Source organism: Nocardia jiangsuensis, from assembly GCF_042650385.1.
Lineage (GTDB): Bacteria > Actinomycetota > Actinomycetes > Mycobacteriales > Mycobacteriaceae > Nocardia > Nocardia jiangsuensis.
On sequence record NZ_JBHSAX010000014.1, the window covers coordinates 52,749 to 78,947 of the forward strand.

The following is a 26,199-nucleotide window of genomic DNA, read 5'->3' on the forward strand; positions in this document are numbered from 1 at the left end:
ACCCGACCGCCGACGTCCGGGAGCCATCTCGCCGCGTTCCGTCGGACGAGAGAATCGTGGTCTCGATGCCTGTCGTACCTGAGCCGTTGTCGGCCCGCTCCCGCGCGCGCTGTGCCCGTTCCCGGACCACCCGTTCCGTGTGCACGCACGCGGACATGACACGATCGCTGTCGTGAGCAAGCCCCTTCGGATCCTGCCGATGCCGACCGGGTCCGGCGTCGGCGACGTGCTCCCGCACCTGCGCGAGGCGCTCGAGGGCACCGGCCCGGCATGGCTGCCGGTGCCGAACAGCGACCGGCGCGAGGCGCGCAGGCTCGGTGACGCGCTCGCCCCCGGTGAGCCGATCGACGAGGACGTGGCGCTGGTCGTCACCACCTCGGGGACGACCGGGGTGCCGAAGGGCGCCATGCTCGGCTCCGCCGCGCTGCGGGCGAGCGCGAGCGCGACGCACGAGCGGCTCGGCGGGCCGGGGCAGTGGTTGCTGGCCCTTCCGACGCACCACATCGCGGGCGTCCAGGTGTTGCTGCGCAGTATCCAGGCGGGGACCGAGCCGGTGGTGCTCGACGTCGGCGGCGGGTTCCTGCCGGAGGCGCTGGCCGGGGCGATCCGGGCCATGCGCGGGGAGCGGCGGTACACCTCGCTCGTTCCCACCCAGCTGATCAAGGTGCTGGAATCGCCCGCCGCTTCGGCCGCGCTGGCCGGGCTGGACGCGGTGCTCGTCGGCGGTGCCGCGACACCCGCCCGGGTGCTCGAGCGGGCGCGGGCCGCCGGGATCCACGTGGTTCGCACCTACGGGATGAGCGAGACCTGCGGGGGTTGCGTCTACGACGGGATTCCGCTCGACGGGGTCCGGCTGCGGATCGAGGACGGGCGGATCGTGCTCGGCGGGGCCACCGTCGCCATCGGGTATCGCAACCACCCGGACCATCCCGCCTTCGCCGAGCCGGGCTGGTTCCGCACCGACGACGCGGGCGTCCTCGAGGCCGGAGTGCTCCGGGTGACCGGGCGGTTGGACGAGGGGATCAGCACCGGGGGGTTGCTGGTTCTGCCACAGGTCGTCGAAGCCGTGCTCGGAACGCACCCCGCCGTCGCCGAGTGCGTCGTGCTCGGGTTGCCCGACGAGCGTTTGGGTCAGCGGGTAGCCGCCGTCATCGTCCCAACCCCCGGAGCAGAGCCCCCGAGCCTGGACGAGGTCCGCGCCCACGTCACCGCCGAACTCGACGCCATCGCCGCCCCCCGCGAACTCGCCGTCCTCGACGAACTCCCGCTGCGAGGTCCGGGCAAACCGGATCGCGCCGCCCTCCGCGACCACCTCCTGGCGCACAGCACGCACTGACCCGCCGCGGGGCGCGCACGTGCCCAAGCGGTGCAGCTCAGCAGCCGCACGCAAGAGCGGTGCAAGAGGTGTGCGGGCGGTGCAAGGGCGCCCGCGCACCCTTGCGACATGACAGATTCCGCACCCCTCGCGGTGGAAGCCACCGATCTGGTCAAGGTGTTCGGCACCCAGCGCGCCGTCGACGGCGTGAGCCTCGCCGTCCCCGAGGGCTCCGTGTACGCGGTCCTCGGCCCCAACGGCGCGGGCAAGACCACCACGATCCGCATGCTCACCACCCTGCTCCCGCTCGACGGCGGCACCGCCCGGATCTTCGGCCACGACGTGGCGAAGGAGCCGACCGCGATCCGCTCGCTGATCGGCGTGACCGGCCAGTACGCCTCGGTGGACGAGGACCTCTCCGCCACCGAGAACCTGATCGTCTTCTCCCGCCTGCTCGGTCTGAGCCGCCAGGACGCCAGGCGCAGGGCGACCGAACTGCTGGCGGAGTTCGGCCTCACCGACGCCGCGACCAAACCGCTGAGAACCTTCTCCGGCGGGATGCGCCGCCGCCTCGACCTGGCCGCGAGCCTGATCGCGACGCCGCCGCTGCTCTTCCTGGACGAGCCGACCACCGGCCTGGACCCGCGCACCCGCGCGCAGATGTGGGACACCATCCGCCGCCTGGTCCGCCAGGGCGCGACGGTCCTGCTCACCACCCAGTACCTGGACGAGGCGGACCAGCTCGCCGACCGGATCGCCGTGATCGACCACGGCAGGGTGATCGCCGACGGCACCGCCGACGAACTCAAGGAATCGGTCGGCGGCTCCTCGCTGCACCTGGTGCCGGCGGACCGGTCGCGGCTGGCGGAGGCGCGGCAGCTGGTCGCGACCTTCCTCGACGCCGAGGCGACGGTCACCCCGGAGGCGGGCCGGATCACCGCCCCGCTGCGCGACGCCGACGTCACCACCGACCTGCTGATCCGGCTGCGCGAGGAGCGGATCGCCATCGCGGAGATCAACGTCAGCAAGCCGAGCCTGGACGAGGTCTTCCTCACCCTCACCGGCCGTCCCTCCGAGGACGCCGACACCGAAAAGGACGCAGCATGACCGACACCCTCGTCTCCCCGGCCCCGCCGCAGCGGGTCGCCGCGGTGCGGCAGGCGAGCAACAGCGTGAGCCCGGCCGCCACCGTCTCGGCCTCGCTCACCATGGCCTACCGCGGGCTGCTCAAGATCAGGCACAAGCCGGAGCAGCTGTTCGACGTCACCATCCAGCCGATCCTGTTCACCGCGCTGTTCGCCTACATCTTCGGCGGCGCGATCGGCGGCAGCGTGCAGAACTACCTGCCGGTCCTGATCCCCGGCATCCTGGTGCAGACCGTCGTGCTCACCTCGGTGGTCACCGGTACCCAGCTGCGCGAGGACATGGACAAGGGCGTCTTCGACCGCTTCAAGTCGCTGCCGATCGCCCGGATCGCCGCGCTGGCGGGCGCGCTGATCGCCGACATGGTGCGCTACACGCTCGCCACCGTGCTCACCGTCGTGGTCGGGCTCGCCATCGGCTACCGGCCCGCGGGCGGGGTGGTCGGCGTGGTCGCGGCCGGGGTGGTGATCGTGCTCTGCTCGTTCGCGGTGAGCTGGATCTGGGCGCTGGTCGGCGTCACCGGGCGCAGCGCGGCAGGCGTGCAGGGCATCTCGATGATGGTCATGTTCCCGCTGACCTTCATGTCCGGCGCGTTCGCGCCGACCAGCACCATGCCGGGCTGGATGCAGGCGATCAACCACGCCAACCCGGTCTACTACATGGTCAATGCCTGCCGCGACCTGATGAACGGCAACGGCTTCGGGAGCAGCACGGTGTATTCGCTGCTCGGCGCCGTCGCGGTGATCGCGGTGTTCGCGCCGCTCGCGGTGCGGGCCTACATGCGCCGCGCGTGAACTCCGGCGGGGGCGTCCGGTTCGCCGGGCGCCCCCGCCGTCGTCCCGGCGATCAGCGCGAGCACGCGGGGCAGCAGCCGCATCCGGCGCGCGGGGCCGAGCGCCGCCTCCGCCTCCGCGACGGCCGCTGTCCCCGACTTCGCCTCGGCGAGCTCCAGGTGCCTGCGGACCAGCATGGACGGGAAGTCCTGCCTGGCGGACAGCCGGGGCGCGGCGAGCAGCAGCCGCAGCCCGGTCTCCGGGTCCTCGCCGGTGGCAACGAGCCTGCTGCCGAGCGCGCAGGCGATGGCGCCGATCTGCGGGACGTCCTGGAAGGCGCCGAAGATCCGGTCCGCTGCCTCGGCCAGCTCGCGGGCGATCTTCCCGGCCGCGACCGGGTCGCCGTACAGCACCTCGGCGTCGAGCACCGCCGCGACCAGCATGAGCACCCATGCCCCGGGCCCCCGCGAGGTGCCCGGCCAGCCGGAGACGGCGAGCGCGCGGCGGTACCGGCGCACGCCGTCCTCGATCCGGCCGCGCGCGATAAGCAGCTCCGCCTGCGCCTGGAAGAGCACACCGAGCAGCCCGCTGACGGTGCCGTCCGGCGCCTCCGGGTCGAGGTCGGCGAGTTGCACGGTGCGCTCCAGCTCGGCGGCGGCGCGGTCGGGCTCACCGCAGCCGATGAGGGCGCCGACCAGCGCGGTGCGCGCCTCGATCAGCTCGTCGTAGGCGCCGATCCGCTCCAGCAGCCCGATCCCGCGCTCGTAGTGCTCGACGGCCTCGCCGTACCGGCCCGCCTGGCCGTGCAGCTGCGCCACGTGCCGGTGCGCGGAGGCCAGGCTCCACCCGTCGCCGGGGCGGAGCAGGGTGAGCGTCGTCGCCGCGTCCCGCAGCGAGCCACGCAGGTCGCCGAGGTTCTCCCTGATGTTCGCGCGCAGGATCAGCGCATTCACCCTGGCGTCCCGGTCGGGTGAGCGCACCCCCGCGGCCACCAGCCGCGGGATCCCGGTTCCGCGCGGCGGGCTCACCAGCAGCCGGGCCGCGAGCAGCACCGACGCCGAGAGGTCGGTGCGCGCGGCGAGCAGCCGCCTGGTGCGCAACCGCACCCGGGCCATCCTGCGCAGCTCGGAGCGGTCACCGAAGGCGGCGTGCAGGATCTGCAGCGCGGCGCCGATCACCAGCAGATCGCCCGGCGGGTGCGCCGCGTCCGGCGCGGGCAGCGGGACGTGCAGCAGCCGCTCGGACCAGGCGATCACCTCGCCGTGCGCGCCGCGCATCATCCAGAGCACGCCGAGCGTGGGGAACACGGTGTAGACGGTGACCCCGTCGGCGCGCTCGGCGGCCCAGCGCAGCGCGGCGAGCAGGTTGTCCTGCTCGGCGTCGAGCTCGCCGCCGAGCAGCAGCTGGTCCTCGCGGTACGCCCGCGCCCCCAGGTCCTCGCAGCAGGAGCGGGCCCAGCGCAGGGTGCGGGCGATGACCTCCTCGCCCTCCCCGCTCGCGGCCAGCCGCTCCTCGCCGTACTCGCGGACCGTCTCCAGCATCCGGTAGCGCAGCCCGGCCGCTGAGTCCTGCACGGTGAGCAGGGACTGGTTCACCAGCCCGTCCACCGCGGCGGCGACCTCGCCGACCTCGGCACCCGCGGCCACCACCTCGGCCGCGGCCAGGGTGAAGCCGGCCGGGAAGCGGCACAGCCTGCGCAGCGCCACCCGCTGGCCCGGCTCGAGCAGGTTCCAGCTCCAGTCGATGACGGCGTGCAGGGTGCGGTGCCGCGCCGGGGAGCTGCGGTCGCCGGAGCGGAGCAGGGCGAAGCGGTCGTGCAGCCGGTCGGCGATCTCCTCGACGCTCATGGTCCGCACCCGGGCGGCGGCGAGCTCGATGGCGAGCGGGAGGCCGTCGAGGGTGTGGCAGAGCCGGGCCACGACGGCCTGGTCGATCCGCACCGACGGCCGGACCGCGCGGGCCCGCGCCGCGAACAATTCGGTGGCAGGCGAGCCCGCGGGGTCGATGTGCAACGGGGGCAGCGGGTAGACCGCCTCGGCGGTGATCATCAGCGGCGCGCGGCTGGTGGTGAGCACCCGCAGCCGGGGGACGTGTGCGATGAACTCGGCGACCAGCGTGGCGACGGCGTCGATCAGGTGCTCGCAGTTGTCCAGGACGAGCAGCGTCGGGCGGGCCGAGACGGCGTCGAAGAGGCGCTGGCGCAGCTCCACCGGGCCGGTGCGCAGTGTGTTGCTGTCGAAGGGCGCCTCGGAGACGCCGAGCACCGCCGCGATCGCGCTCTCGATCTCGGCGCGCGCCACCTCCGGTTCGGCGGCGCGGATGGAGGCCAGTTCGACCAGGGCTACCGCGCCGGACTCACGGGCACCGAGTTCGTGGGCGACGCGGGTCTTGCCGGTGCCGCCGGGGCCGAGCACGGTGGTCACCCGGGAGCGGCGGAGCAGCTCCTCGAGCGCGGTCAGGTCGGTGTCGCGGCCGAGTAGCGGGTTGGGTGCGGCGCGCACACCCAGGCCGAGGAACGGCGCGCGCTCCGTCGCGCCGGGCGCGGGTCCGGCGACGACGGCGGGCAGCGGGACGGCAACCGCTCGCGGGGGCGAGACGGCGGGCGGGAGGCTGTCGCCGAGCGGCGCGATCCGCTTCCCGCGCAGAACGGCGGTGTTGAGCTCGGTGAGCTCGGGGCCGGGGTCGGCGCCGAGGCGGTCGGCGAGGCGGTCGCGGAAGGTGGCGACGGTTTCCAGTGCGGCGGCGGAGCGGCCGGTGGCGGCGAGCAGCCGGACCAGCTCGACGTGCGCGGGTTCGTCCAGGGGCAGTGCGGCGGCGCGGTGCACTGCCAGCCGGAGCGCGCCGTCCGCGTCACCACTGCCTGCCCGGGCGGTGATCTCCAGCGCGTCGAGTTCGGCCGCGTGGCCTGCGGCCCGCTCACGCAGCTCGGCGGCGAGCGGGCCGGGGGGCAGGTCGGCGCCGGGTTCCCCGCGCCAGAGTGCGCGGGCGGCGAGCACGGTGGCGAGGGAGGTGGCGTAGGCGCCGGAACCGCGCTGCTCGGTGGCCCGCTCGAGGAGCCGCGCGCAGCGGGTCAGATCGACCTGCTCGGGGTCGAGTTCCAGCCGGTACCCGGCCGGGCCCGCGCTCACCGCGCCGCCGGGCAGCACCGAGCGCAGCCGGGACACCTGGGTGTGCAGCGCGTTCATCGGCGCCCGCGGCGCCGCCGCACCCCACACGTCCTCGATCAACCCCGCCGCGGCCCGGCTCCGCCCCGGCCGCAGCGCCAGCGCCGCGAGCAGCGCACGGGCCCGCGCCCCGGGCAGCGGCCACAGTCCGCCCTCCCGGCGCACCGCCACCGGCCCGAGCAACCCCACCTCGAGCACCGCGGCCACGGAGTCAGGCAGCACCGGTGCCGCGCCCGGCTCCGGCCAGGCCGCGCGGTCCCCCTCGACTTCTTCCAGCGGCACGACAACTCCCCCCGCGTCCACCGGCGAGGACTCTCCGCCGCGCGGAGCCACCATTCGGTCGGGCCCGATCGGGCCACTGTTCTCCGGCACCATTCCGGAATCGATCCTAGGGTTCACGCGACCGATGCGGCGCGCGTCCCGCGCGGCCCCGGCGCTCGGCTTAGAGTCGGCCCATGGCCGACTTCGAGGTTGCCCGGCGCACCGTGATCGCCGCCGAGCCCGCCCGGATCCACGGGCTGATCGACGATTTCCACCAGTGGGTGCACTGGTCGCCGTGGGAGGACATCGACCCCGAGCTGAACCGGCGATACGCGGGCCCCGAGTCCGGTGTCGGCGCCTCCTACTCCTGGAACGGTAACCGCAGGGCGGGCAGCGGCACCATGACGATCACCTCCAGCGCCGAGCACGAGATCGGCGTCCGGGTGGAGTTCCGCAAGCCGATCGCCGCCACCAACGACGTCCGCTTCGAGCTGGCCGGCGTGGTCGGCGGCACCGAGGTGACCTGGCGGATGACCGGTGAGCGCACCGGCTTCCTCGGGCTGGTCGGCCGGGTGATCCCGATGGACAGGTTCATCGGCAAGGACTTCGAGAAGGGGCTGGCCCGGCTGAAGGCAGCCGCCGAGCAGCCCGGCTGAACTCCGCCGGATTAGGCTGCGCGCATGGCAACTGCAGCGCAATGGCTCGAAGGCGCCCGGCCGCGAACCCTCCCCAACGCGATCGCCCCGGTGCTCGCCGGCACCGGCGCCGCCGCCGCGCTCGACGCCGCGGTGTGGTGGAAAGCACTGCTTGCCCTTGTGGTCTCGCTCGCCCTGATCGTCGGGGTGAACTACGCCAACGACTACTCCGACGGCATCCGCGGCACCGACGACGTCCGGGTAGGCCCGGTGCGGCTGGTCGGGCAGCGGCTGGCCGAGCCGAAGGCGGTGCGCAACGCCGCGGTCGCGAGCCTGCTGGTCGCCGCGGTCGCCGGCCTGGCGCTCGCGCTGCTCACCGCCTGGTGGCTGCTGCTCTTCGGCGCCGCCTGCCTGGCCGGCGCCTGGTTCTACACCGGCGGGCGGAACCCGTACGGCTACAGCGGTTTCGGTGAGATCGCGGTGTTCGTCTTCTTCGGTCTGTTCGCGGTGCTCGGCACCCAGTACGTGCAGGCCGAGCGGGTGGACTGGGCCGGGCTCGCCGCCGCGGTCGCGGTCGGCGCCTTCTCCAGCGCGGTGCTGGTCGCGAACAACCTGCGCGACATCCCCACCGACACCGAGTCCGGCAAGACCACGCTCGCGGTCAGGCTCGGCGACCCGCGCACGCGGACGCTGCACGCGGTGCTGCTCGCGCTGCCCTTCGCGATGACCCTCGTCCTCGCGCTGCGCACCCCGTTCGCGCTGCTCGCGCTGGTCGCCGTGCCGCTCGCGCTGCGCGCCAACGCGCCGGTGCGCGGCGGCCGCGGCGGGCCGGAACTGATTCCGGCGCTGCGCGATTCCGGCCTCGCCCTGCTGGCCTGGTCGGCGGTGACCGCCGCCGCGCTCGCCCTCGGCTGAGGCCGGGCTCAGTCCTCGCCGACCAGGAGCCCGAGCCCCCAGTTGACGATCGAGATGATGAGCGCGCCGACCAGCGCGGCCCAGAAGCCGTCCACCCGGAGGCCGTAGTCGGTGACCTCGGTGATGGCCGCCGTCAGCATCAGCATCAGTGCGTTCACCACCAGCAGGAACAGCCCGAGCGTGACAATCACCAGGGGCAGCGACAGCACCTGGACGATCGGCTTGACCAGGGCGTTCACCAGGGTGAAGACCGCGGCGACGGCGAGCAGGACGATGATCTTCCAGCCGATCTCGTCCTCCGGGCTCACCACCTCGATGGCGCCGACCAGGTAGGCCGCCAGCCAGATGGCGAAGGCGTTGATGATCAACCGGAGCGCTAGCTGCATGCCGCCATGCTAAGCGGGCGAGGTGTCGCGCAGGGTGCACAACGCGGGAGCGCTCAGGCGGCCCGGTCCAGCAGGGCGTGGATCCGGGGGCGCAGCGCGTCTCGCGCGGCGGGGCCGCCGAGCAGCCCGGTGGTGACCTCGTTGGCCCCGCGCAGGATGCCGAGCAGCAGGTGCCCGGACTCGATCGAGCGGTCCTTGCGGGCGAGCGCCTCGCGCAGCGCCAGCTCCAGCGTCTTCTTGGCGTCCCGGGTGAACGGGATGTGCCCGCCGGTCCACCGGGCGAACCGCCCGCGCGGCTCCGGCGCCGCCTGCGCCAGCGCGTCCGCGCCGAACCCGGCTTCCAGGCTCGCGCGCACGGCGTCCAGGTCGATCCCGATCGAGCGCAGCGCCTCGGCGTCCTCCTCCCCCAGCGGCTCGCCGCGGCCGCGCTCGGCCAGCGCCGCCACCACCGCGTCCCTGGTCACCCCGGACTCCGCGAGCAGCGTGCGCAGCGCGGGCTCGGCGTGGCCGAGCAGCCCGAGCAGCACGTGCTGCACATCGATCACCGGGGAGCGCAGCTCGCGGGCGTCCTCCTGCGCCAGCACGATCGCGACCCGCGCCTCCCTGCCGAACCGTTCGAACATCAGCGTCTCCTCGTGTGCTTCTGGTGGACGGCTTGCTTACTGACCTCGAGCGCATCGGCGATCGCCTGCCAGGACCAGCCCTGCGCCCTGGCGTTCGCGACCTGGATGGCCTCCAGCCGCTCGAGCAGCCTGCGCAGCGCGAGCACCGCACGCAGCCCGACCGTCGGGTCGGGGCTGCCCGCGGCGGCCGCCAGCGTTGTCGCTTCACTCATGCCGTCAATTTTGATTGACGCCGCGGGCACTTGTCAACAAAAATTGACGAACGGAAGGCTCAGCCGGTCCAGATCCCGGTGGCCGCGAACTTCGCCAGCACCGCCCGCGCGGGCTCCAGCTCGAAGCCCTGGGCCGCCACCCAGGGGTCGTCGTAGTACGTGGTGGCATAGCGGTCGCCGCCGTCGCAGAGCAGCGTCACCACGCTGCCGGAGCGCCCCGCCGCCAGCAGCTCCGCGATCAGCGCGAAGGCGCCCCACAGGTTGGTGCCGGTCGACCCGCCGACCCGGCGGCCGAGCACGCCGCTCGCGTACCGCATGGTGGCGATCGACGCGGCGTCCGGCACCTGGATCATCCGATCCACCACCTGCCCGACGAAGGACGGCTCGACCCGGGGCCGCCCGATCCCCTCGATCCGGGACGACATGCCGGTGCCGTACCCCGCGTCGCCGGTCTCGTAGCCGCCGAAGAAGGCGGAGTTCTCCGGGTCGACGACGGCGAGCCGGGTGTGGTGCCTGCGGTAGCGGATGTAGCGGCCGATGGTCGCGCTGGTACCGCCGGTGCCCGCGCCGACCACGATCCACTCCGGCACCGGGTGCGCCTCCAGCCGCATCTGCTCGAAGACGCTCTCGGCGATGTTGTTGTTGCCGCGCCAGTCGGTGGCCCGCTCGGCGTGCGTGAACTGGTCCATGTAGTGCCCGCCGCACTCGGCGGCCAGCCGCGCGGCCTCGGTGTACATCTCCGGCGGCCGCTGCACGAAGTGGCAGCGCCCGCCCTGCGCCTCGATCAGCGCGACCTTGCGCGGCGAGGTACTCGCCGGCATCACCGCCACGAAGTCGAGCCCGAGCAGCTTGGCGAAGTACGCCTCGCTCACCGCGGTCGACCCGGACGAGGCCTCCACGACGGTCGTCCCCTCGCCGACCCAGCCGTTGCAGATGGCGTACAGGAAGAGCGAGCGGGCCAGCCGGTGCTTCAGGCTGCCGGTGATGTGCGTCGACTCGTCCTTGAGGTACAGCTGCACCCGCCAGGCGGCGGGCAGCGGGTAGCGCAGCAGGTGGGTGTCGGCGCTGCGCTGGGTGTCGGCGTCGATCAGCCGCACCGCGTTGTCCACCCACCCGCGCGGGGCGCTGCGGTCGCAGGTCTTCACGGCGTCACGCCTGCTCGTCGTCCTCGCCGCGCAGCCGGGCGCGCAGCCTGGCCTTGTCCTGCCGACGTTTCCGGTCGACCGTCGCGATGTCCTCGTTCACCTTGGACCGCAGCGATTTGAACAGCGTCAGCGAGAGCGGCATCGCCACGATGATCGCGAACAGCGCCGCCACCACCAGCGGGATCTCCACGTCGACCAGCCGCGCGACCCCGACGATCAGGCCCGTGATCAGCACAACGAGGCCGAGCCGGGCCAGGGTGTAGAGGCCGAGGTTCAGCGCGAGCCGCCTGCCCGGCGCCGGCTCGCCCGTGCCTGCTCCGTCGCGCGATGGGGTTGCGTCACTCACGTCGGCAAGCCTATGCCACGGGGTTGCGTTGTCCGGGATGACCGCTTCGCACCAGGTGGGAGGTGTATCCGATTTGTCTATTACCTCCCCTTTACCAACCGTAGATCAATCGAGTACCTAGGGGTCTTCGTGCCACGATGGCGCTGTCCGATGAGGGACTGTCGAAGACGGAGAGGTTTGCCATGACTGCTGCGACGACCGCCCAGGACGCTCTGCTCACCCCGGGCCAGGTGGCCGCGCTCTTCCACGTCGACCCGAAGACCGTGACCCGGTGGGCGCACGCGGGTCGGCTCGGGTCGCTGCGCACCCCCGGTGGGCATCGCCGATTCCGCGAATCGGAGGTCATGCGGCTGCTCGCCTCGCTCACCACCGAGGCAACCGCGCGCTGACCGTTCGCCGCGCCGCCGACCGCACGCACGCGGGCGGCGGGCGCGGTGACGCCGCGGTGAACGCCGCCGAAACTGGGCTTACCCGCGGACCGCCGCTACCCTCGTAGCCAGGAGGTGAGCGACGTGATGTACCTGTTGGCACTCATCGCGGTGGTAGCTGTCGCGGTGCTGTGCTGGAAGGCCTTCGGCCCGGCCGGGAGCAGTGCTCCCCAGCGCACGCGGACCGTCGGCCCCGACGACGATCCCGAGTTCCTCTGGCGGCTCTCCCGCCAGCAGCACCGGGACGGCGATTCGGGTAAAGGTGGCGCCGGCGACCGCTAGGTGAGCCCCGCGTAGCTGTGCAGCCCGCTGATCACCAGGTTGATGATGAACAGGTTGAACAGCATGGCGACGAAGCCGGCGATGTTGATCCAGGCCGCCCTGGTGTCGCGCCAACCCGAGGTCGCGCGGGCGTGCAGGTACGCCGCGTAGAGCACCCAGGCGATGAAGGAGCAGGTCTCCTTCGGATCCCAGCCCCAGAACCGGCCCCAGGCCGCCTCGGCCCAGATGGCGCCGAGAATGACGCCCGCACCGAAGAGCGGGAAGCCGATGATCGTGGTCCGGTAGGCGATCCGGTCCAGGGTGCGGGCGTCCGGCAGCCTGCGCGCCACGGCGCCGAGCAGGTTGTCCGTTTCGCCGCCCTCCGGCTGTCGCAGCCGGTACAGGAAGAGCAGGCTGGCGATGCCGGAGACCAGGAAGACACCGCTGCCGATGCTCACGATGGTCACGTGGATGGGCAGCCAGAACGAGCGCAGCGCGGGCACCACCGGCGCCGCGTCGGCGTAGAGCACGGTGCCGCCGAGGAACATCAGGACCAGCACCGGCACCAACAGGAAGACCCACATCGAGCGGTACCGCTGCTCGCGCAGGAACACCATGCCGACCAGCACCGCGGCCGCCGTCGCCATGGTGACGAACTCGTACATGTTGCCGAGCGGGAAGCGGTTCGTCGCGAAGCCGCGCAGCACGATCGAGGCCAGGTGCAGCGCCACCGCCACCACCAGCACCGAGAAGGCCATGTTGCCGAACCGGTCGGCCAGCGGCCGCTGCGGCGGCGCCGCGATCTTGCCCGGCAGCGCGGGGTCGTTCCCCGCCCCGACCAGCGCGGGCTCGCGGGCCGCGACCTGCCTGGTGCGCGCCGAGGCATATTGCACCAGGAGCAGCACCAGCACCAGCGCGTACACCACGATGGCCGACTTGAAGGCGAGGTCGCTGTAGCCCGCCAGGGTCTCGTCGATCTCCATCACTGTTCTCCCGTGCTCGGCTCGATCAGGCGGGTGCGCAGCCGGTCGAACTCGGAGCCCCAGCCCGCCTGGTCGGTGCGGGCGAGCCCGCCCATCTCTACTACGGTGCGTCGTTGGTCAACGGTACCGGGTGCGCCCGCGGCCGGGTAGACCCGGACCCAGACCCGCCGCCGCTTCACCAGCAGCGAGACCAGCAACCCGGCCATCATGGTCACCGCGCTGATCAGCACCCACTGCTGCGCCGGGTCGTGCGACACCTGGATGTTCACGAACTCCTTCGCGCCGTCGAAGGTCACCGTGGTGCCGTTGGCGAGCTGGGTGGACTCGCCGGGGCGCAGGTTCACCCGCGCCTCCTTGGTCAACCGGCCCTGCCGGACCAGCTCCTGATCCAGCGCGAAGAGGTTCTGCGGGCGGCCGGTGTCGAGTCCGGTGTCGCCGCGGTAGATGTCGACCGCGACCGCCGGGTCGTCCATCCGGGGGAAGGACGAGGTGAGCAGGGCGCCGTGCAGCAGCGCGGTGGGCGCGAAGAGCCCCTCGATCGCGATCTGGTTGCGCCTGCGTTCCTCCTCGTCGGCGAAGAGCCCGCCGGGCGGGTCGATCCGGAGCACGCCGCTGGAGAGGAAGGTCCGCGCGTCGTCCGGGCGCCACTGGATGGTCTCGGTGCGGGTCTCGCCGTTCGGGAAGCGGACCGTGAAGGTCGGCGCGTAGCCGTGGCCCTGCAGGTAGACGCGGTCGCCGGCGACCCGGAGCGGGTGGTTCACCCGGAGCGTCGTGTCCCGCCAGGTGCCGGTGGCCAGGTCGGCGCCTGCCTGGTAGGAGATGTTCGAGGTGAACATCTCGGCCTGGCCGGTGTCCAGATAGTCGGCGCGGAAGTCCTTGACCCGGACGCAGAGCGGCGTCATCCCGGTGCCGTCGTTCACATTGCCCGCGCGGAACGAGTCGAAGGCAGCGGGCGAGGTGCTGCAGAAGCCGGGGCCGTCGTCGGCGATCACGATGACGGTGCCCTCGTAGCCGAAGAGCTTGCCAACGGCGATCGCCACGAGCAGCCCGACCAGGGCGAGGTGGAAGACCAGGTTGCCGAGCTCGCGGGTGTAGCCCTTCTCCGCGGAGAGGGTCAGCTCGCCGGGGCGCTCGCCATCGCGGCGGCGCACCCGCCAGCCGCTCAGCCCAGCCTCTGCGGTGGCCAGCACCTGCTCGGGCTCGCGCTCGTCGGTGCCGGACCAGTGGTGCGGCAGCCTGCCGAGATTGCGCGGTGCGCGCACCGGCGGGGTGCGCAGCGCCCGCGCGTGCTCCACCGTGCGCGGCAGGATGCAGCCGACCAGCGAGATGAAGAGCAGCACGTAGACGGCGGTGAACCAGAAGCTGGAGAAGACGTCGAACAGCTCGAACCGGTCCATCCACGGGCCCAGCGTCGGGCGGTCCGCGATGTACTCCGCGACCTTCTGCTCGTTCAGGTTCCGCTGCGGCAGCAGCGCGCCGGGGATGGCGGCCAGCGCGAGCAGGAAGAGCAGCACCAGCGCGGTGCGCATGCTGGTCAGCCCACGCCAGGTGTTGCGCACCGCGGCGAGCGCGCGGCCGAACGGGGACTGGCGCGGCGGCGGCACGGGCGCGGCGGCGGGCGGGCTGTCGGTCACGGTCATATCGGCAGGGTCACCTCGGAGACGAAGGCGTCGCGCACCCACGCGACGAACTGGTCCCAGGCCCCGGTCACCAGGGCGACCCCGACCGCGACCAGCAGGATTCCCCCGACGAGCTGAATGGTGCGGGAGTTGCGGCGCAGCCAGCCGACACCGCGCAGCGCCCCCGCCGAGCCGAAGGCGAGCACGACGAAGGGCAGCCCGAGCCCGACGCAGTAGGCCACGATCAGGGTGACGCCACGCGCGGCGGTCGCGCCCTCGGTGCCCGCCGCCACCGCCATCACGCCGGAGAGCGTCGGGCCGAGGCACGGGGTCCAGCCGAGCGCGAAGACCCCGCCGAGCAGGGGGGCGCCGAGCAGCCCGGTGATCCGGCGCGGCTCCATCCTGGTGTCCCGCTGCAGCGCGGGGACGAGGCCGATGAAGACGAGCCCCATCAGGATGGTGAGCACGCCGCCGATTCGCTGCAGCAGCTCCCGGTTCACGTTCATGGTCTGGATCAGGCCGAACACCGTCGCGGTCGCCAGCACGAAGACCACGGTGAAGCCGAGCACGAAGAGTCCGGCCGCGCCCGCGATCCGCAGCCTGCCCGCGCGCGCGGCGCGTCGCTCGGCGGCGCCCTTCTCGACAGTGCCCGGCTCCGCAGCGGCGGCCGAGTCAGTGCCCGGCTCCGCGCGGGCAGAGCTGCCCGCGGCACCGCGCACCGGGCCGCGCATCGCGCGGTGCGCGGTGCCGCGACGGCTCCGCGCCTCGGTCGGCGTCACCGGCGGCGCCTCCGCGCCGACCAGCCCGGCCAGGTAGGAGAGGTAGCCGGGCACCAGCGGAACCACGCACGGCGAGGCGAAGGAGACCAGCCCGGCCAGCAGGCAGGCACCGAGCGCGAGCACGAGCGGCCCGCTCGCCGCCGTCTGCTGGAACGAATCCCCCACCCCCGCCAGCACTACGGTGCTCACGACGGGCCCTCGCCCGCGAGCCGCTCCACCACCGGCTGCAGGTCCTCGGCGAGCAGGGCGCGCAGGAAGACCGCCGCGACCCGGTGCTGCCGATCGAGCACGAGCGTGGTCGGGATGACGCTGGTGGGGAAGTTTCCACCGAGCGCGAGCAGGGTGCGCATGGACGGGTCGTAGATCGAGGGATAGCCGACCCGGTTGTCGACCACGAAGTCCTTCGCCTTGTCCTGCTGCGGGTCGCGGACGTTGATGCCGACGAAGGCGACGCCCCGATCCCTGGTCCGCTCGTAGACCTGCTCCAGCGCGGGCACCTCGGCGCGGCACGGCCCGCACCACTGCCCCCACAGATTCAGCACGACGACCTGGCCGGGGAAGTCGGCGACCGAGACGGTCTTCCCGTCGTTCATCAGGTCCGGGCCGGCCAGCGCGCCGATGGTGCCTCGGCTCGCGGGCGGGTCGTAGACGATGTCGGTCTTGCCGCCGGGCGAGACGAAGTCGAAGGTGCCACCGGACGCCACCGCGTCGGTACCGGTGGCGCAGCCCGCGAGCGCGGCCACCAGGGCCACGCACGCGAGCAACACCGGCCCGATCCGCCGGGGACGTGCGGTGGAACGGCTCATGCTGTGTCCATCCGGCCCGAGCGCTGGCCCTCCGTGGCTACGCGCGCTGCCGCCTCCGGGCCTGACGCACTCATGCCCCGGTCTTCCTCGGATCCGAACTACCCGCGGGCTCGGAGTAGACGATGTCGACCAGGGTGTCGCCCTCGTAGACCAGCGAGGTCAGCGAGGCGAGCGAGCACTGCCTGCTGCGCGGGTCGTGCCAGAGCCGCTGCCCCTGCAGGAAGCGGCGCAAGGTCCAGACCGGCAGCTGGTGCGAGACCAGCACCACCTCGCGGCCGCTCGCCTCCACCCGCGCCTTGTTCACCGCGGCCAGCATGCGGTGCGCGATCTGCAGGTAGGGCTCGCCCCAGGACGGGGTGAAGGGGTCGCGCAGCTTCCACCAGTGCCTCGGCTTGCGCAGCGCGCCGTCGCCGACCGAGACGCGCAGCCCCTCGAAGGTGTTGCCCGCTTCGATCAGGTTCTCGTCGGTGCGGATCGCGATGCCGTGCGCCGCGGCGATCGGCTCCGCCGTCTCCTGCGCGCGCTGCAGCGGCGAGGCGATGACCAGCGCGAGGTCGTGGTCGGCGAGCGCGCGGGCGACGGCGCCCGCCTGCGCCCGCCCGGCCACCGAGAGGCCGAAGCCGGGCAGCCTGCCGTAGAGGATGCCGTTCGGGTTGTGCACCTCGCCGTGGCGCAGCACGTGCACGATGGTCTCCACCCGCTCGGCCACCGCGGGCGGCTCGTGCTGGGCAACCGGCCGGACCGCGGGGCGGTCGGCGGCGGGCTCGGCGGGGACGTCGGAGGGGGTGGGCTGATCGGAGCTCACGCGCGGGTTCCTTCGGGGGTGGCTGCGGCCGCCGCGCGAGCGGCGGCGGGCAGAGCGGCGGCGATGCGGGCGAATGCGTCCTCGTCGAGCGCCGCCGACACGAACCAGGCCTCGAACGCACTCGGCGGCGGGTACACCCCGGCGCTCAGCAGGGCGTGGAAGAAGGCCGGGTAGCGCCAGGTCGCACTGGCCTTGGCGGAGGTGTAGTCGGTGACCGGGCCGTCGGCGAAGAACACGCTCACCATATTGCCCGCGAACTGGACCCGGTGCTCGACCCCCGCCGCGGTCAGCGCGTCGGTGAGCAGCCCGCCGAGCCGCTCGGCATTGCGGTCGAGCGCCGCGTAGACGGCGTCGTCGGCGGCGCGCAGGGTGGCCAGCCCGGCCGCGACCGCGACCGGATTCCCGGAGAGCGTGCCCGCCTGGTAGACCGGCCCGAGCGGGGCGAGCCGCTCCATGATGTCGGCGCGGCCGCCGAACGCCGCGGCGGGCAGCCCGCCGCTCATGACCTTGCCGAAGGTGTAGAGATCGCCCGCGACCCCCTCGCGGCCGTACCACCCGGACCGGCTCACCCGGAACCCGGTCATGACCTCGTCCATGATCAGCAGCGCGCCGTCGGCCTCGGTCAGCTTCTTCAGCCCGGCGTTGAAGCCCTCGGCAGGCGCCACCGCGCCCATGTTGCCCGCGGCCGCCTCGGTGATCACGCAGGCGATCTCGCCCGGATTCGCGGCGAAGGCCGCGGCGACGGCGTCCAGGTCGTTGTAGGGCAGCACGATGGTGTCGCTGGCCTGCGCGCCGGTGACGCCCGGCGAAGTGGGCAGCCCGAGGGTCGCGACCCCCGAGCCCGCCTCGGCCAGCAGCGCGTCCACGTGGCCGTGGTAGCAGCCGGCGAATTTGATGATCTTGGTGCGGCCGGTGAAGCCGCGGGCCAGCCGGACCGCGCTCATGGTGGCCTCGGTGCCCGAGTTCACCAGCCGCACCCGCCGCACCGGCTCGACCCGCTCGGCGATGGCCTCGGCCAGCAGGATCTCGGCCTCGGTCGGGGCGCCGAAGGACAGCCCGCCGCCCGCCGCCGCGCGCACCGCCTCGACCACGGCGGGGTGCGCGTGGCCGAGGATCATCGGGCCCCACGAGCAGACCAGGTCCACGTAGTCGTTGCCGTCCGCGTCGGTGAGCGTGCAGCCGTGCGCCGAGGCGATGAACCGCGGCGTCCCGCCCACCGAGTGGAAGGCCCGGACCGGCGAATTGACACCACCGGGGATGATCCCGGCGGCCCGGTCGAAGAGCTGGGCGGAAACCGGGACCGAACCCTCGGCCGCGCGCGGAGAAGAACTCACGAACTCCAGTGTGTCAGCCGCCGCGCGCGGCTTCGACGACAGGGTGTAGTGGAGTGATCCACACCGCAGATCGTCAGCTGTACATGCAGGGGAACTGCGGGGAGACCGTGTGCAGGAGGCACATGGCGTGGTTGTACGGCCCCGCCGATCCCGACTCCGGCACGAACCCGGCCTGCACCGGCTCGGCCGGCTGCGCGGCCGCGGGCTCCAGCGGCAGCCCCGGTGCGGCGACCGCCTGCCCCGCGCCGAACCCCACCGCGGCGACCGCCATCGTCGCCATCCCGAACCGCACCACGAACCGCTTCACAGAAAACCTCTCGCTGGTAGATCTCAGAAATCCGCGACCCGGCAGACAGACCGGAATCGCCACGGACACACTACTGTTCGCGGTGCGCCGCGCTCGCATTCCGGGCCGTCGCGAGGTGCGCGACGACGTCGACCAGCAGCAGCCCGGCCACCGTGAGCAGGGTGGCGGCGAGGAAGATCCAGGGGCCCGCGTACCGGGTGGCCTCGAAGGCGGGGACGTCGCCCGACGGCGCGAATCCGGTGGTGCGGATGCCGTTGCGCCAGGCGAGGACCCCGCCGAGCACGGCGGCGAGCGCGAGAACCGTCCCCACAGCCGCCCGCGCGATCCCGTACCTCACCGCTGCGCCCCGTCCTCCCGGTCGTCGTCAGCGGGCACGGTACCCGGTGCGGCGGCACCGCGCGCAGCGGGCTCCTCGGGTTCGGCGGGTTTCGCTGCCGCGTCGGCCACCGCCGCCTCCAGGGCGGCGCGCAGGCCGCGGTGGTCGCGGGCCCAGCCCTGGACCAGCGCGCCGTTGCGCAGCTTCAGCCCGACACCGGTGCGCCTGCGCGGCACCCCGTGCAGCTCGCCGAGCGCGCGGGCGGACTCCCAGTCCAGATCGTCCCAGTTGTCGTCGTCGCGCTCCGGCAGCACGGCGGCGATGTCGCGCAGCGGCAGGAGCTCGGTGCCCTGGCGGAGCTGCTCGGGGGTGAGCTCGACGCTCACGTGCCGCTGCCCGGCGACCACCTGCAGCGCGACGAAGCCGCCGATCGCGACCCCGCAGAAGATCAGCGCGAACCAGTGCGGCCGAGCGCCGGTCGCGAGTTCGACGACGAGCAGGATCGCGCAGAGAACGGGCCCGTAGGCGACGCTGCGCCAGCGCGCACCGGGTTCGGCGAAGAGCACTATCGGATCAGCGGGTCAGACCTGGAAGCAACAGCACGGCGACCGTCAGTACGCCGAACAGGATCAGCAGACTCAGCACGAGCAGGTCCCGACGAATGCTCTGCGGCTGTTGGATGACCACGCGCATCGTTGCCTCCGATCTCCCGAAGCCGGCCGGCCGAATCTCACCGCGGCGGTAACTCCGCTGGTGAGCACCCCTCGCCCGGCGACTCACGGTCTTCACGTCCACTGTGACAGCCCTCACGATACATGCAGGCGTGTCCGAGACAAACTCAGCTCCCGGTTCGCGCGGGGTTCACCGGCGATTCACCAGGAAGTAGGCGGTGGAGTCCGGGCGGTACGCCAGAAAAATGGCACCGGCTGCCAGTACGCCCTGCACCAGGGTTGCCGCGCCGGCCGCGAGCGCCGCAGCACCTGAGACACCGTCGAGCGCGAAGAGCGTGCCCGTTGCCATGAGCACCAGCCAGACCCCCGCGATGGTGAGCACGGTGCGCGCCCACAGCCTCCCCCTGCCGAGCAGGTGCGCCAAGAGCACACCGAGCCCGGCCAGCACGATGCCGATCAGCACGGCGAGCGCGAGGCCGAGCGTGACCATCAGCTCGGCCATGGCCTGCGTGGCCGGCTGCCCGGCGCGCTCCAGGTCATCGCGCATCTGTTCGGCCAGCGAGCCACGCTGCTGCACGCCCGCGATCACCGAGGCGATCACCTGGAGCAGCCCGAAACCGACGACCGCCAGCCACAATTGCTGCGCGGTGCCGATATCGGTCGGCTTCGGGGGTGGCTCCGGCCGCACCGGCGGCGGGCCGGGGTACGGGCCGTACGGCGGCGGCGCAGGCGCCCACTGGGGCGGCTCGACCGGCTGAGACGGCGGCTTCGCCTGCCGCGGCTCGGCCGCCGCCGCCGACCGCTCGTCGCGGGGCGGGGAGATCGGTGAATCGTTCATCGCCAGCGGTGCCGCTACCGCAGCCAGTGCGACGCTTCGGTCGCCCAGTAGGTGAGCACGATGTCGGCGCCCGCCCGGCGGATCCCGGTCAGCGACTCCAGGATCGACCCGCGCCGGTCGATCCAGCCGCGCTCGGCGGCGGCGGTGATCATCGCGTACTCGCCGGAGATCTGGTACGCCGCGACCGGCACGGTCGAGCGGTCCGCGACGTCGCGCAGGATGTCCAGGTAGGACATGGCCGGCTTGACCATCACGATGTCGGCGCCCTCGGCCAGATCCAGCTCCAGCTCGCGCAGCGACTCCCGCCGGTTCGCCGGATCCTGCTGGTAGGTGCGCCGGTCGCCCTGCAGCGAGGAGGCGACCGCCTCGCGGAACGGCCCGTAGAAGGCCGATGCGTACTTGGCGGCGTAGGCGAGGATCCCGGTGTCCAGGTGCCCGGCCGCGTCCAGCCCGTCCCGGATCGCGCCGACCTGCCCGTCCATCATGCCGCTGGTGCCGAGCAGATCGGCCCCGGCCTCGGCCTGGGCCAGCGCCATCTCGACGTAGCGCTCGACCGTCGCGTCGTTGTCCACGCCGCCGTCCGGCGCGACGACACCGCAGTGGCCGTGGTCGGTGAACTCGTCCAGGCAGGTGTCGGCCATGATCACGGTGGCGTCGCCGACCTCGGCGGCGAGCGCCCGCAGCCCGCGGTTGAGAATGCCGTCCGGATCGCTCGCCCTGCTGCCGACCGCGTCCTTGTCCGCGGCCAGCGGCACCCCGAAGAGCATGAGCCCACCGACCCCGGCCTCGACCGCCTCAGCCGCCGCCTTGCGCAGCGAATCCAGCGAGTGCTGGTGCACACCGGGCATGGAGCTGATCTCCCTCGCCTCGGTCAACCCGTCGGCGACGAACATCGGCAGCACCAGATGCCGTGGCTCCAGCGTGGTTTCGGCGACGAGGCGGCGCAGGGCCGGGGTACGGCGCAACCGCCGCGGGCGGTCGATTCCGGTCATGTTTCGCACCTTACGCCTGCCGGAACAGCCACTACCGGCTGCGGCGGCTCTTCTTGCGCGGCGGCGGGAGCAGCCCCTCGGCGCGCAGCCGGGCCGCGTGCTCGGCCAGCGCCTCGACCAGCGGGCCGACCTGCGCCACCTCGGGCTGCACGTCCACCCGCAGCCCGAACTCGACCGCGGTCTCCGCGGTTTTCGGGCCGATGCAGGCGACGATGGTGCGTGCGTGCGGCTTGCCCGCGATGCCGACCAGGTTCCGCACGGTGGAGGACGAGGTGAAGAGCACCGCGTCGAAGCCGCCGGTCTTGATCATCTCGCGGGTCTCCGCCGGCGGCGGGGATGCCCGCACGGTGCGGTAGGCGGTGACGTCGTCGATCTCCCAGCCACGGTCGCGCAGCCCCTCGGCGAGGGTCTCGGTGGCGATGTCGGCGCGCGGGAGCAGCACCCGGTTCACCGGGTCGAAGACGTCGTCGTAGGGCGGGAAGTCGGCGAGCAGCCCCTCGGAGGACTGCTCCCCGCTCGGCACCAGCTCCGGGTTGATGCCGAAGGCGCGCACCCGGTCCGCGGTGGCCTCGCCCACGCAGGCGATCTTGACGCCGGAGAAGGCGCGGGCGTCCAGCCCGAACTCGGCGAACTTCTCCCACACCGCGCGCACCGCGTTGGTGGAGGTGAAGACCACCCACTGGTAGCGGCCGTCGACCAGCCCCTTGACCGCGCGCTCCATCTGCGCCGGGCTGCGCGGCGGCTCGACCGCGATGGTCGGCACCTCGGCCGGGATGGCGCCGTGCGTGACCAGCCGCTCACTCATCTCGGCGGCCTGATCCTTGGTGCGCGGCACGAGCACGGTCCAGCCGTACAGCGCGCGCGACTCCCACCAGGACATCTTGCTGCGGCTGGAGACCACCTTGCCGATGGTCAGCACCAGCGGGCCGACCAGCTCGGAGGCGGCGCTGTTCAGCGTGGCCAGCGTGGCCTCGATGGTGCGCTGCTGGCGGGTGGTGCCGCGCACGGTCACCGCGACCGGGGTCTGCGGGGCCATGCCGTGTTCGACCAGCGCGCTCGCGGTCTCGGCCAGGTGGCCGGAGGTGGCGTGCAGCACCAGCGGGCCGGGTGCGGCGGCCAGCGCCGCCCAGTCGACCTCGCCGCGCACGTCGGCCTCGGTGTGCCCGGAGCCGAGCGCGATGCCCGCGTAGCTGGGCACCGCGGAGCCGTTCGGCAGCCCGGGCAGCACCTCGAAGGCGATGTGCGAGCGGGTGACGGCGGTGACCTCGGCGATCACCGAGTCGGTGGTCAGCGGGTCGCCCGCGACCACGCGGACCACGTCGCTACCGGCCTTGGCCTCGGCGATCAGCGTCTTGGCGACCTCGGCGGGCTCGCCGAGCGCCGGCCGCACGTCGACCGCGCGCTCGCCGTCCTCGCTCTCCGCCACCGCGGAGCCGATGAGCGCGAGCACGCCCCGGTCCACGTCGGGGTCGGTGAAGGCGAGCGTGGCCCGGCCGATGACCTCCCTGGCGCGCACGGTGAGCAGCGCCGGATCACCGGGGCCGGAGCCGACGAACAGGATGCGCCCGGGTTGCTTCTTATGGGATCGGCTCATCGGGTGTTCTCCATCGGACTGGGGTGGGTGGCGTCAGCGGCGGACGGCGGCGCCGTCCGCGGGGTGGGGTCGCCGTCCCCCGCGGCGATCTCCGGGCGCGCCGCTCCGGCGGCCCCGAGCAGTTCGCGTGCGCCCAGGTCGAGCAGTTCCCTGGCGAGCGCTCTGCCGAGCTCCTCCGCGCGCTCCGGCGCGCCGACGATCGAGGCGCGGACCACGTCCGAGCCGTCGATCGCGGCGGCGCACCCGCGCAGCGAGAGCTCATCGACGATGCGGCCGTCGTCGTCGAGCGACTCGACGACCTCGGCCAGTGCCCCGACCGGCGCGGTGCAGCCCGCCTCCAGCTCGGCGAGCAGGCCGCGCTCGGCGACGACCGCGGCGTGCGATGCGGCGTCGTCGAGACCGCGCAGGATCTCGATCAGCTCCGTGTCGTCGACCCGGCACTCGATCGCGAGCGCGCCCTGGGCGGGCGCGGGCAGCATCTGCACCGGCTCCAGCGCCTCGGTGACGGCGTCGGTCCGCTCGATCCGGACCAGCCCGGCCCTGGCGACGACGACCGCGTCCAGCTCACCATCGGTGACCTTGCGCAGCCTGGTGTCCAGGTTGCCGCGCAGCGGAACGATCTCCAGCCCGAGCCCGAGCGCGAGCAGCTGAGCCGCGCGCCGCGGCGCGGATGTCCCGATCCGGGAGCCTGCGGGCAGCTCGCCGAGGACGAGGCCGTCCCGCGCGACCAGCGCGTCCCTCGGGTCGGCGCGCGGCGGTACCGCGGCGATCACGAAGCGCGGGTCCTGCGCGGTGGGCAGGTCCTTGTAGGAGTGCACCGCGATATCCACCGCGCCGGCGGCGAGCTCGTCGCGCAGCGCGGTGGTGAAGACCCCGACGCCGATCTCCTGCACCGGCGCCTGGGAGAGATCACCGGCGGTCTTGACCACCACCAGCTCGGCCGGCTGCCCGGCCGCGACCAGCGCGTCCCGCACCGTGCCCGCCTGGGTCAGCGCGAGCAGGCTTCCCCGCGTCCCGATGCGCCACGGCGCGCGGGCGCCGACGCCGCTCACATCGCCCTCTTCGTGCACCATGGTCATCAGGAAAGCCCCTGTTCGTCGCCGCGGTGGCCCGCGGTGAAGTCGTCGGCGAGACCGGCGGGAACCTCCCCGCCGAGCGCGGTCACCTCCATGGGCGCCGCGACGGCCTGAGCCGCTCCCGGTTTGAGTTCGAACAATTCGCGCAGCGCCTCGGCGTAGCTGTCGCCGCCCGGCGTCGACGCCAGCTGCTTGACCCGCACCGTCGGCGCGTGCAGCAGCTTGTCCACCACCCGGCGCACCGTGCGCGCGACCTCGTCGCGCTCCGGGTGCGCCAGGCCGGGCAGCCGCGAGTCCAGCCGCAGCAGCTCCGCCTCGACCACCTCGGCGGCGCGCTGGCGCAGCGCCGCGACGGTCGGCGTCACCTCGGCCATCCGCTGCCCGGCCAGGTACTTGGCCAGCTCGTCGGCGACGATGCCGCGCGCGGCGGTGGTGTCGTCGGCGGCCGCGCCCGCGGCCGGGTCGTGCTGCAGCGTCTCGATGTCGATCACCGAGACGCCGGGCAGCCCGGCGACGGCGTGCTCGACATCGCGCGGCAGCCCGAGGTCGCAGAAGACCAGCGGCCGCTCGGCGGATGCGCGCCCGGCCAGCGCGCGGTGCACGTCGGCCAGCGTCACCACAGCGCCGACGGCACCGGTGCAGGTCACCACGACATCCGCCGCGGCCATGGCCTCCGGCAGCCGGGAGAACTCGAGCCCTTCGGCCGCGACGCCGTAACCGCGGGCGATCTCGGCGAGCCGCTGCGCCCGGCCCAGCGTCCGGTTCACCACCACGATCCGCTCGATCCCCGCCCGGGCCAGGTGCGCGACCGCGAGGCCGCCCATGGCGCCCGCGCCGACCACCACCGCGGTGCGGGCGGCCAGCGTGCCGACGATCTCCTGCGCGCGGTCGAGCGCGACCGAGACGACGGAGGCACCGGCCCGGTCGATGCCGGTCTCCGAGTGCACCCGCTTGCCGACCCGCAGCGCGTGCTGCGCCAGCTCGTGCAGGGTCCGCCCGACGGCCTGCTGGGCGTCGGCGGAGGCGTAGGCGCCGCGGATCTGGCCGAGCACCTGCTGCTCGCCGACCACCATCGAGTCCAGCCCGCTGGCCACCGCGAACAGGTGCTCGGCGGCGGCCTCGCTGTAGCGCACGTAGGCGTGCTTGGTGAGCTCGGTCATCGCCAGCCCGGAGTGCCTGGTCAGCAGCTCGCCGACCTCGGCGAGGCCGCCGTGGAAGGCGTCGACGACCGCGTAGACCTCGACCCGGTTGCAGGTGGAGAGGATCATCGCCTCGGCGACGTGGCTGGAGGCGAGCAGCCGGTCGACCAGCTTGGGGCGGTCGGTGTCGGTGACGGCCACCTTCTCCAGCACCGCCACCGGCGCACTGCGGTGCGAGATACCGACGAGAAGAACGCTCATGGTGTTACCACCGATCCCTTGCTGCTTGGCTCCGTTGCCGAATGGGATGAATTCGATCGACTGCGGCCGCCGACTCGATTGGCGGCTCCGCCACCGCGGGCACCGGGCGCCCGGCGCGCGATCCGTCCGGAGACGGCGTGCGCGACCTCGGGCGGCGGCGCGTCGCGGGCCGTCTCGAAGGAGAGCATCTGCAGCTCGACCGCGAGGTCGACCCGGCGGATCTGCACCGTCTCCGGGGCGTGCAGCTCACAGGGCGCGAAGCTGAGGATGGAGCGCAGCCCGGCCGCGACCAGCCGGTCGCAGACCTGCTGGGCCGCGGCGTCCGGCACCGCGATCACCGCGATGGTCGGGGCCAGCGCGCCGACCTGGTCGGTGAGCTGCGCGACGTCGGCGACGGCGAGCCCGGCGACCTCGGCGCCGACCAGCCGCGGGTCGCTGTCGAAGATCCCGACCACGCTGAAGCCGCGGCGGCGGAACCCGCCGTAGCCGACCAGGGCGCGGCCGAGATTGCCCGCCCCGACCAGGACCACCCGGTGGCCCTGGGCGAGCCCGAGCACATCCTCGATCCTGGCGCGCAGCTTGACCACGTCGTAGCCGACGCCGCGGACGCCGTTCGGGCCGAGGAAGGAGAGATCCTTGCGCAGCTTCGCGGAATTGACACCCGCCGCGACAGCCAGTTCCTCACTCGATACGATGGCAACACCCTCGTCGGCGATCCCGGCGAGAACGCGGAGATAGGTCGCCAACCGGGCGACCGTCGCCTGCGGAATGTCTTTCCTGCCGTCGCCCGGTCTCGAGCCGTCGGGCCCGCGCAGAGCCCCACCGGAGACGCCACCGGGCGTCTCGTGCTGCTCTGTCACGTTCGTCGGCTCCTCGTTCCGGCCCGGCGGTCCGGCTTGCGTCGCTCGACCCGGGGGCTGCGGCTCCCGGTGCTGTGCGGTCGGGAGGCGGGTCGATTCGAGATGGTGGCGGGGTGCGCCCGGGGCTTCGGCGCGCGGCAGCGCGGCTCGGCGTGCGGGGTGCTGCCACCACCGTAACCGCTTGTGAACGCCTGCACAAAGTCGGTGAACCG

General features: G+C 73.3%; 28 protein-coding genes. 7 read left to right on the forward strand and 21 right to left on the reverse strand.

What is annotated here, in order from left to right:
• The first annotated feature begins 199 nt into the window (after positions 1 to 199).
• The 3 genes from menE (at position 200) to ACFO0B_RS14435 (ending at position 3,252) form a co-directional block, all read left to right on the forward strand.
• Positions 200 to 1,336: an o-succinylbenzoate--CoA ligase gene (menE, locus tag ACFO0B_RS14425; protein WP_378613800.1), complete on the forward strand. Its 1,137-nt coding sequence runs from the start codon at positions 200 to 202 to the stop codon at positions 1,334 to 1,336.
• A 108-nt stretch (positions 1,337 to 1,444) separates the two neighbouring features.
• Positions 1,445 to 2,422 carry an ATP-binding cassette domain-containing protein gene (locus tag ACFO0B_RS14430; RefSeq protein WP_378612941.1) on the forward strand — a complete coding sequence of 326 codons (978 nt, stop codon included), beginning with the start codon at positions 1,445 to 1,447 and terminating at the stop codon, positions 2,420 to 2,422.
• Positions 2,419 to 3,252, forward strand: coding sequence for an ABC transporter permease (locus tag ACFO0B_RS14435; protein WP_378612942.1), 834 nt, complete (start codon positions 2,419 to 2,421; stop codon positions 3,250 to 3,252). The genes ACFO0B_RS14430 and ACFO0B_RS14435 overlap by 4 nt, the downstream gene beginning before the upstream one ends.
• Here ACFO0B_RS14435 and ACFO0B_RS14440 read toward each other — a convergent pair.
• Positions 3,234 to 6,677, reverse strand: a complete 3,444-nt coding sequence (locus ACFO0B_RS14440; protein WP_378612943.1) for an AfsR/SARP family transcriptional regulator — start codon at positions 6,675 to 6,677, stop codon at positions 3,234 to 3,236. The genes ACFO0B_RS14435 and ACFO0B_RS14440 overlap by 19 nt on opposite strands.
• A 173-nt stretch (positions 6,678 to 6,850) precedes the next feature.
• On the opposite strand from ACFO0B_RS14440, the gene ACFO0B_RS14445 reads away from it, so the two are divergent.
• Both ACFO0B_RS14445 and ACFO0B_RS14450 read left to right on the forward strand, forming a co-directional pair.
• On the forward strand, positions 6,851 to 7,312 hold the full coding sequence (locus ACFO0B_RS14445) for an SRPBCC family protein (RefSeq protein ID WP_378612944.1): 462 nt from the start codon (positions 6,851 to 6,853) through the stop codon (positions 7,310 to 7,312).
• Positions 7,313 to 7,336: 24 nt separating this feature from the next.
• Positions 7,337 to 8,206: a 1,4-dihydroxy-2-naphthoate polyprenyltransferase gene (locus ACFO0B_RS14450; RefSeq protein WP_378612945.1), complete on the forward strand. Its 870-nt coding sequence runs from the start codon at positions 7,337 to 7,339 to the stop codon at positions 8,204 to 8,206.
• Between the two features lie 8 nt (positions 8,207 to 8,214).
• On the opposite strand, the gene ACFO0B_RS14455 is transcribed toward ACFO0B_RS14450, so the two are convergent.
• The 5 genes from ACFO0B_RS14455 to ACFO0B_RS14475 are packed head-to-tail and all read right to left on the reverse strand — an operon-like array spanning position 8,215 to position 10,918.
• Positions 8,215 to 8,592, reverse strand: coding sequence for a phage holin family protein (locus ACFO0B_RS14455; protein ID WP_378612946.1), 378 nt, complete (start codon positions 8,590 to 8,592; stop codon positions 8,215 to 8,217).
• Between the two features lie 53 nt (positions 8,593 to 8,645).
• Entirely contained in the window at positions 8,646 to 9,215 is a 570-nt protein-coding gene (locus tag ACFO0B_RS14460; RefSeq protein WP_378612947.1) for a Clp protease N-terminal domain-containing protein, read from the reverse strand.
• The gene (locus ACFO0B_RS14465) at positions 9,215 to 9,427 is read right to left on the reverse strand and encodes a hypothetical protein (RefSeq protein WP_067653721.1); all 213 of its coding nucleotides are present in this window, start codon (positions 9,425 to 9,427) and stop codon (positions 9,215 to 9,217) included. The genes ACFO0B_RS14460 and ACFO0B_RS14465 overlap by 1 nt, the downstream gene beginning before the upstream one ends.
• A gap of 59 nt (positions 9,428 to 9,486) precedes the next feature.
• A complete protein-coding gene (locus ACFO0B_RS14470) occupies positions 9,487 to 10,572 on the reverse strand; it encodes a PLP-dependent cysteine synthase family protein (RefSeq protein WP_378612948.1) in 1,086 nt (361 codons plus the stop codon).
• Positions 10,573 to 10,576: 4 nt separating this feature from the next.
• Positions 10,577 to 10,918: a DUF4229 domain-containing protein gene (locus tag ACFO0B_RS14475; protein WP_378612949.1), complete on the reverse strand. Its 342-nt coding sequence runs from the start codon at positions 10,916 to 10,918 to the stop codon at positions 10,577 to 10,579.
• Positions 10,919 to 11,100: 182 nt separating this feature from the next.
• On the opposite strand from ACFO0B_RS14475, the gene ACFO0B_RS14480 reads away from it, so the two are divergent.
• Together ACFO0B_RS14480 and ACFO0B_RS14485 are read left to right on the forward strand one after the other, a co-directional pair.
• Positions 11,101 to 11,307 carry a BldC family transcriptional regulator gene (locus ACFO0B_RS14480; RefSeq protein ID WP_233020706.1) on the forward strand — a complete coding sequence of 69 codons (207 nt, stop codon included), beginning with the start codon at positions 11,101 to 11,103 and terminating at the stop codon, positions 11,305 to 11,307.
• A gap of 123 nt (positions 11,308 to 11,430) precedes the next feature.
• Positions 11,431 to 11,628 (forward strand): hypothetical protein, encoded by a 198-nt coding sequence (locus ACFO0B_RS14485; protein WP_378613801.1) that lies wholly within the window; start codon positions 11,431 to 11,433, stop codon positions 11,626 to 11,628.
• Here ACFO0B_RS14485 and ccsB read toward each other — a convergent pair.
• The 15 genes from ccsB to ACFO0B_RS14560 form a co-directional block, all read right to left on the reverse strand.
• Positions 11,625 to 12,590, reverse strand: coding sequence for a c-type cytochrome biogenesis protein CcsB (ccsB, locus tag ACFO0B_RS14490; protein ID WP_378612950.1), 966 nt, complete (start codon positions 12,588 to 12,590; stop codon positions 11,625 to 11,627). The two genes, ACFO0B_RS14485 and ccsB, sit on opposite strands and share 4 nt — an antisense overlap.
• Positions 12,590 to 14,230 carry a cytochrome c biogenesis protein ResB gene (gene resB / locus ACFO0B_RS14495; RefSeq protein ID WP_378612951.1) on the reverse strand — a complete coding sequence of 547 codons (1,641 nt, stop codon included), beginning with the start codon at positions 14,228 to 14,230 and terminating at the stop codon, positions 12,590 to 12,592. The genes ccsB and resB overlap by 1 nt, the downstream gene beginning before the upstream one ends.
• The gene (locus ACFO0B_RS14500; RefSeq protein WP_378612952.1) at positions 14,227 to 15,177 is read right to left on the reverse strand and encodes a cytochrome c biogenesis CcdA family protein; all 951 of its coding nucleotides are present in this window, start codon (positions 15,175 to 15,177) and stop codon (positions 14,227 to 14,229) included. The genes resB and ACFO0B_RS14500 overlap by 4 nt, the downstream gene beginning before the upstream one ends.
• Complete coding sequence (locus ACFO0B_RS14505) at positions 15,174 to 15,794, reverse strand: TlpA disulfide reductase family protein (RefSeq protein ID WP_378612953.1); 621 nt, start codon at positions 15,792 to 15,794, stop codon at positions 15,174 to 15,176. The genes ACFO0B_RS14500 and ACFO0B_RS14505 overlap by 4 nt, the downstream gene beginning before the upstream one ends.
• A 70-nt stretch (positions 15,795 to 15,864) precedes the next feature.
• Positions 15,865 to 16,503 carry a histidine phosphatase family protein gene (locus ACFO0B_RS14510; RefSeq protein ID WP_378613802.1) on the reverse strand — a complete coding sequence of 213 codons (639 nt, stop codon included), beginning with the start codon at positions 16,501 to 16,503 and terminating at the stop codon, positions 15,865 to 15,867.
• 92 nt (positions 16,504 to 16,595) lie between these two features.
• Entirely contained in the window at positions 16,596 to 17,933 is a 1,338-nt protein-coding gene (gene hemL, locus ACFO0B_RS14515) for a glutamate-1-semialdehyde 2,1-aminomutase (RefSeq protein ID WP_378612954.1), read from the reverse strand.
• Between the two features lie 73 nt (positions 17,934 to 18,006).
• Positions 18,007 to 18,240: a hypothetical protein gene (locus ACFO0B_RS14520; protein WP_378612955.1), complete on the reverse strand. Its 234-nt coding sequence runs from the start codon at positions 18,238 to 18,240 to the stop codon at positions 18,007 to 18,009.
• A 70-nt stretch (positions 18,241 to 18,310) separates the two neighbouring features.
• On the reverse strand, positions 18,311 to 18,577 hold the full coding sequence (locus tag ACFO0B_RS14525) for a hypothetical protein (RefSeq protein WP_378612956.1): 267 nt from the start codon (positions 18,575 to 18,577) through the stop codon (positions 18,311 to 18,313).
• Positions 18,574 to 19,122 carry a hypothetical protein gene (locus ACFO0B_RS14530; RefSeq protein ID WP_378612957.1) on the reverse strand — a complete coding sequence of 183 codons (549 nt, stop codon included), beginning with the start codon at positions 19,120 to 19,122 and terminating at the stop codon, positions 18,574 to 18,576. Before ACFO0B_RS14530 ends, ACFO0B_RS14525 begins: the two co-directional genes overlap by 4 nt.
• A 295-nt stretch (positions 19,123 to 19,417) precedes the next feature.
• Positions 19,418 to 20,065: a hypothetical protein gene (locus ACFO0B_RS14535; RefSeq protein WP_378612958.1), complete on the reverse strand. Its 648-nt coding sequence runs from the start codon at positions 20,063 to 20,065 to the stop codon at positions 19,418 to 19,420.
• A gap of 14 nt (positions 20,066 to 20,079) precedes the next feature.
• On the reverse strand, positions 20,080 to 21,057 hold the full coding sequence (gene hemB, locus ACFO0B_RS14540; protein ID WP_378612959.1) for a porphobilinogen synthase: 978 nt from the start codon (positions 21,055 to 21,057) through the stop codon (positions 20,080 to 20,082).
• A 31-nt stretch (positions 21,058 to 21,088) separates the two neighbouring features.
• Positions 21,089 to 22,651 carry a bifunctional uroporphyrinogen-III C-methyltransferase/uroporphyrinogen-III synthase gene (locus ACFO0B_RS14545; RefSeq protein WP_378612960.1) on the reverse strand — a complete coding sequence of 521 codons (1,563 nt, stop codon included), beginning with the start codon at positions 22,649 to 22,651 and terminating at the stop codon, positions 21,089 to 21,091.
• Entirely contained in the window at positions 22,648 to 23,730 is a 1,083-nt protein-coding gene (gene hemC / locus ACFO0B_RS14550) for a hydroxymethylbilane synthase (RefSeq protein ID WP_378612961.1), read from the reverse strand. The genes ACFO0B_RS14545 and hemC overlap by 4 nt, the downstream gene beginning before the upstream one ends.
• Positions 23,730 to 25,127, reverse strand: a complete 1,398-nt coding sequence (locus tag ACFO0B_RS14555; protein WP_378612962.1) for a glutamyl-tRNA reductase — start codon at positions 25,125 to 25,127, stop codon at positions 23,730 to 23,732. The genes hemC and ACFO0B_RS14555 overlap by 1 nt, the downstream gene beginning before the upstream one ends.
• Complete coding sequence (locus tag ACFO0B_RS14560) at positions 25,124 to 25,987, reverse strand: redox-sensing transcriptional repressor Rex (protein ID WP_378612963.1); 864 nt, start codon at positions 25,985 to 25,987, stop codon at positions 25,124 to 25,126. The genes ACFO0B_RS14555 and ACFO0B_RS14560 overlap by 4 nt, the downstream gene beginning before the upstream one ends.
• Between the last annotated feature and the right edge of the window lie 212 nt (positions 25,988 to 26,199).

Bases quoted from the DNA above. Each gene is read 5' to 3' on its own strand.
- menE (WP_378613800.1), top strand. From the start codon at position 200: ATGCCGACCGGGTCCGGCGTCGGCGACGTGCTCCCGCACCTGCGCGAG.
- ACFO0B_RS14430 (WP_378612941.1), top strand. From the start codon at position 1,445: ATGACAGATTCCGCACCCCTCGCGGTGGAAGCCACCGATCTGGTCAAG.
- ACFO0B_RS14435 (WP_378612942.1), top strand. From the start codon at position 2,419: ATGACCGACACCCTCGTCTCCCCGGCCCCGCCGCAGCGGGTCGCCGCG.
- ACFO0B_RS14445 (WP_378612944.1), top strand. From the start codon at position 6,851: ATGGCCGACTTCGAGGTTGCCCGGCGCACCGTGATCGCCGCCGAGCCC.
- ACFO0B_RS14450 (WP_378612945.1), top strand. From the start codon at position 7,337: ATGGCAACTGCAGCGCAATGGCTCGAAGGCGCCCGGCCGCGAACCCTC.
- ACFO0B_RS14455 (WP_378612946.1), bottom strand. From the start codon at position 8,592: ATGCAGCTAGCGCTCCGGTTGATCATCAACGCCTTCGCCATCTGGCTG.
- ACFO0B_RS14460 (WP_378612947.1), bottom strand. From the start codon at position 9,215: ATGTTCGAACGGTTCGGCAGGGAGGCGCGGGTCGCGATCGTGCTGGCG.
- ACFO0B_RS14465 (WP_067653721.1), bottom strand. From the start codon at position 9,427: ATGAGTGAAGCGACAACGCTGGCGGCCGCCGCGGGCAGCCCCGACCCG.
- ACFO0B_RS14480 (WP_233020706.1), top strand. From the start codon at position 11,101: ATGACTGCTGCGACGACCGCCCAGGACGCTCTGCTCACCCCGGGCCAG.
- ccsB (WP_378612950.1), bottom strand. From the start codon at position 12,590: ATGGAGATCGACGAGACCCTGGCGGGCTACAGCGACCTCGCCTTCAAG.
- resB (WP_378612951.1), bottom strand. From the start codon at position 14,230: ATGACCGTGACCGACAGCCCGCCCGCCGCCGCGCCCGTGCCGCCGCCG.
- ACFO0B_RS14505 (WP_378612953.1), bottom strand. From the start codon at position 15,794: ATGAGCCGTTCCACCGCACGTCCCCGGCGGATCGGGCCGGTGTTGCTC.
- ACFO0B_RS14535 (WP_378612958.1), bottom strand. From the start codon at position 20,065: ATGAACGATTCACCGATCTCCCCGCCCCGCGACGAGCGGTCGGCGGCG.
- hemB (WP_378612959.1), bottom strand. From the start codon at position 21,057: ATGACCGGAATCGACCGCCCGCGGCGGTTGCGCCGTACCCCGGCCCTG.
- ACFO0B_RS14545 (WP_378612960.1), bottom strand. From the start codon at position 22,651: ATGAGCCGATCCCATAAGAAGCAACCCGGGCGCATCCTGTTCGTCGGC.
- hemC (WP_378612961.1), bottom strand. From the start codon at position 23,730: ATGACCATGGTGCACGAAGAGGGCGATGTGAGCGGCGTCGGCGCCCGC.
- ACFO0B_RS14555 (WP_378612962.1), bottom strand. From the start codon at position 25,127: ATGAGCGTTCTTCTCGTCGGTATCTCGCACCGCAGTGCGCCGGTGGCG.